Below are 4,042 nucleotides of genomic sequence, written 5' to 3'. Positions count from 1 at the left end.
CGACGCCACGGAGGCGGCGACGCCCGTGGCCAGCGACCCCCAGACGGCGACGCCCCTGGCGGGCGAGCCCGAGAGCGCGACCCCCGTGGCTGCAGAACTGGACACAGATGCTGTGCCGGAGCCGGCGCTCGCGGTGACCGCGCCGGTGGAGCCGGTGGAGCCGGTCGAGACCGTGCCCGAACCCGTGCAGCGCCCGCGCCGCAAGCGTGGCCGTGTGGTGGCGCCTGCCGGACCTCCGCCCCCGGCCGATCCGGAGAACGTCTGAGTTTGCTGACCGGCGGGCCCACCCGGTAGTCTGAACCCTCGGTGCGCCCGCCGGCGCGATCTTCGGTGCCGTGGTGCCTACCAGGCAGCCCCCAGGCAGACAGCACGGCGCCACCCGCACGACTTACCGCAACACCGCACTGAACGTCCCGAGAGAGTGAGCTCAACGTGTACGCGATCGTCCGCGCTGGCGGCCGCCAGGAGAAGGTTTCCGTTGGCGACGTCCTCATCATCGACAAGGTGAGCGGTGAGGCCGGCGCGAGCATCGACCTCACGCCGCTCCTGCTCGTCGACGGCTCCACCGTGACCAGCGACGCCGACCAGCTCGCCAAGGCCACCGTCAAGGCCGAGGTGGTCAAGCCCGCCAAGGGCCCCAAGATCACCATCATCAAGTACAAGAACAAGACCGGCTACCGCAGGCGGCAGGGCCACCGTCAGCACCTCACGCAGGTCAAGGTCACCGCGATCGAGGTCTGACCCCACCCCACGACGTCGAACCCCACGCAGTTCTCCGCGCGTTCCTCGCTCCGACACCTCGCCGGGGATCCCGACGTCGTAGCTCGCCGCACCACCCCGCTGAACCCGAAAGACAGGCACTGACATGGCACACAAGAAGGGTGCGTCCTCGACGCGCAACGGTCGCGACTCCAACGCGCAGTTCCTCGGCGTCAAGCGCTTCGGCGGCCAGGTCGTGAGCGCCGGCGAGATCATCGTCCGCCAGCGGGGCACGCACTTCCACCCGGGCGACGGCGTGGGCCGCGGCGGCGACGACACCCTCTTCGCCCTCGTGGCCGGCGCGGTGCAGTTCGGCTCGAAGCGCGGTCGCAAGACGGTCAACATCGTTCCGGCCGAGGTCGAGATCCCGGCCTGACACGACAGTCGTTCACGAGCGCGAGGGGTGGGCCGGCGGCCCACCCCTCGCGCCCGTGTCCGGGCCGGGTCAGGCCCGACTCGGGCGCCGTCCCACCAACCTGAAATGAGCACCGATGGCCAGCTTTGTCGACCGGGTCGTCCTCCACGTCTCGGCGGGTGACGGGGGACACGGCTGCGCGTCCGTGCGCCGCGAGAAGTTCAAGCCGCTCGGCGGCCCGGACGGGGGCGACGGGGGCCGGGGAGGCAGCGTCGTCCTCACCGTCGACCCGCAGGTCACCACCCTGCTCGACTACCACCACAGCCCGCACCGCGGCGCCGGCAACGGCAAGCCCGGGGCGGGCGACGACCGGGAGGGCGCCGACGGGGCGGACCTGGTGCTGCCGGTCCCCGAGGGCACGGTCGTCAAGGACGCCTCCGGCGCCGTCCTCGCCGACCTGGTTGGACAGAGCGCCTCGTATGTCGTGGCGCGGGGTGGCCGCGGCGGGCTCGGCAACCGGGCGCTGTCCTCCCAGCGGCGCAAGGCGCCCGGTTTCGCCCTGCTGGGCGAGCCCGGCGACGAGCTCGACATCGTGCTCGAGCTCAAGACCCTGGCCGACGTCGGTCTGATCGGTTATCCCTCAGCGGGCAAGTCCAGCCTGGTGTCGGTGCTGTCGGCCGCCCGCCCGAAGATCGCCGACTACCCCTTCACCACGCTCGTGCCCAACCTCGGGGTGGTCACCGCGGGTGGGTCCCGCTTCACCGTCGCCGACGTGCCCGGCCTGATCCCCGGGGCGAGCGAGGGCAAGGGCCTCGGCCTGGAGTTCCTCCGCCACATCGAGCGGTGCTCGGTCCTGGTGCACGTGATCGACTGCGCGACCCTGGAGCCCGGCCGTGACCCGATGACCGACCTCGACGTGATCGAGGAGGAGCTGGCGCAGTACGTGCCGGACGAGGCGCTCGGTGGCCGTCCCCTCTCCGAACGCACCCGGCTCGTGGTGCTGAACAAGGCTGACGTGCCCGAGGCTCGGGAGCTGGCCGAGATGGTCAAGCCCGACCTCGAGGCCCGTGGTCTGGAGGTGTTCATCGTCTCTGCGGTGGCGCACCAGGGACTGGGGGAGCTGACCTTCGCGATGGCGCGGCACGTCGAGGAGGCTCGTGACGCCATACTCGTCGTGGAGCCGCCCCGAATCGTGCTGCGGCCCAAGGCAGTGGACGAGAAGGGCTTTGAGGTGGCCCGTGAGCAGACGCCGGAGGGCGAGGTCTTCCGGGTGTCGGGGGACAAGCCCACCCGGTGGGTGCGCCAGACCGACTTCTCCAACGACGAGGCGGTCGGCTACCTCGCCGACCGACTGGCGCGCGCGGGCGTCGAGGACGCGCTCGTCAAGGCCGGAGCCGTCGCCGGCTCGACGGTGCTCATCGGGCCACAGGACAACGCGGTCGTCTTCGACTGGGAGCCCACGATGTCGGCCGGGGCCGAGCTGCTCACCGGCGCACGGGGCACCGACCTGCGGCTCGACGAGAGCCACCGCCCCACCCGCGACGAGAAGCGCGAGCAGTATGCCGAGCGTCGCGCCGCCAAGTCGGCCGCCCGGGATGAGCTGCAGGCCGAGCGCCGCGCCGGCCACTGGACCACGCAGGACGACTGAGCCGCCCGGGCCCGAGACGGATCGTCGCCCGGTGCGCAACGTTCACTAGACTCCGGCGGGTGCCGACCACGTCATCGCCCCTGGCCAGCGCCGCGCGGGTCGTGGTCAAGGTGGGATCGAGCTCGCTGACCCACCCCGGAGGCGCGCTGGACGTCGCGCGCCTCGGCCGGCTCGTGGAGGCCCTGGCCGACCGCCGCCACAAGGGAGCGGAGATCGTGCTGGTCTCCTCCGGAGCCATCGCGGCGGGCATCACCCCGCTCGGGCTGGCCAAGCGGCCGCGTGACCTGGCGACCCAGCAGGCGGCGGCCAGCGTCGGGCAGGGCGCACTCGTCGCCGCCTACAGCGCCTCCTTCGGACGCTATGACCTCACGGTGGGTCAGGTCCTGCTGACCGCCGACGACGTGACCCGCCGCCAGCACTACGCGAACGCCCGGCGGGCTCTGGAGCGGCTCCTCTCCCTCGGGATCGTGCCCGTCGTCAACGAGAACGACACCGTGGCCACGCAGGAGATCCGCTTCGGGGACAACGACCGGCTCGCCGCGTTGGTCGCCCACCTCGTGCGCGCCGATGCGCTGCTGCTGCTGTCCGACGTCGATGCGCTCTACGACAGGCCACCCAGCAAACCGGGCGCGACCCGGATCCCGTGGGTGCGCCACGAGTCCGACCTGGCGGACCTGCGCATCGCGGGGTCCGGCACGAAGGTCGGCAGCGGGGGCATGGTCACCAAGGTCGATGCCGCCGGGATCGCGACGGCGGCGGGCATCCCGACCGTGCTCACCTCGGCCGAGCAGGCGGCAGAGGCGTTGGCCGGTGAGGACGTCGGCACACTGTTCGCCCCGACCGGGTCCCGCCGCCCCTACCGGCTGTTGTGGCTGGCCCACGCGAGCACGTCCCGGGGGCGGCTCGTGCTCGACGAGGGTGCGGTGGCCGCGGTCGTCGAGCGGCACAAGTCGCTGTTGCCGGCGGGGGTCGTCGCCGTCGAGGGCACCTTCCGGGAGGGCGACCCGATCGACCTGTGCTCACCCGACGGCGGCGTCGTGGCGAGGGGCCTGGTCAGCTACGACTCGGACGTGCTCCCACGGCTGCTCGGGCGCAGCACCCGTGACCTGGGCCGCGACCTCGGTTCCGGCTACGAACGCGAGGTCGTCCACCGTGACCACCTCGTCCTGCTCTGAGACCCACTCGCAACCCCTCCCGGCCGCGGCAGGCGCGACGGCCTCCCCGGGGAGGCCGTCGCGCGGCAGCTCAGGACCGTGCGGCGGCACCGTCGCCGGCCGTCA

Annotated in this window: 4 protein-coding genes and 1 pseudogene; all 5 read left to right on the top strand. The window is 72.5% G+C overall.

The features are described 5' to 3' along the window. Positions 1-265 (top strand): annotated as a pseudogene (locus FRW57_RS18360) (hypothetical protein); the annotation flags it as partial. 167 nt (positions 266-432) lie between these two features. Next, the gene (gene rplU / locus FRW57_RS18355; RefSeq protein ID WP_152186692.1) at positions 433-741 is read left to right on the top strand and encodes a 50S ribosomal protein L21; all 309 of its coding nucleotides are present in this window, start codon (positions 433-435) and stop codon (positions 739-741) included. Between the two features lie 124 nt (positions 742-865). Then, on the top strand, positions 866-1,135 hold the full coding sequence (gene rpmA / locus FRW57_RS18350; RefSeq protein WP_137123488.1) for a 50S ribosomal protein L27: 270 nt from the start codon (positions 866-868) through the stop codon (positions 1,133-1,135). 115 nt (positions 1,136-1,250) lie between these two features. Continuing rightward, the gene (gene obgE, locus FRW57_RS18345) at positions 1,251-2,762 is read left to right on the top strand and encodes a GTPase ObgE (RefSeq protein ID WP_137123489.1); all 1,512 of its coding nucleotides are present in this window, start codon (positions 1,251-1,253) and stop codon (positions 2,760-2,762) included. Positions 2,763-2,821: 59 nt separating this feature from the next. Continuing rightward, positions 2,822-3,937 carry a glutamate 5-kinase gene (gene proB, locus FRW57_RS18340; RefSeq protein ID WP_152186691.1) on the top strand — a complete coding sequence of 372 codons (1,116 nt, stop codon included), beginning with the start codon at positions 2,822-2,824 and terminating at the stop codon, positions 3,935-3,937. The last annotated feature ends 105 nt before the right edge of the window (positions 3,938-4,042 follow it).

The organism is Segeticoccus rhizosphaerae, assembly GCF_009192725.1.
Classification (GTDB): Bacteria; Actinomycetota; Actinomycetes; order Actinomycetales; family Dermatophilaceae; genus Segeticoccus; species Segeticoccus rhizosphaerae.
Note: the sequence above shows the minus strand (reverse complement) of the source record. Positions and strands in the feature narration are given on the sequence as shown.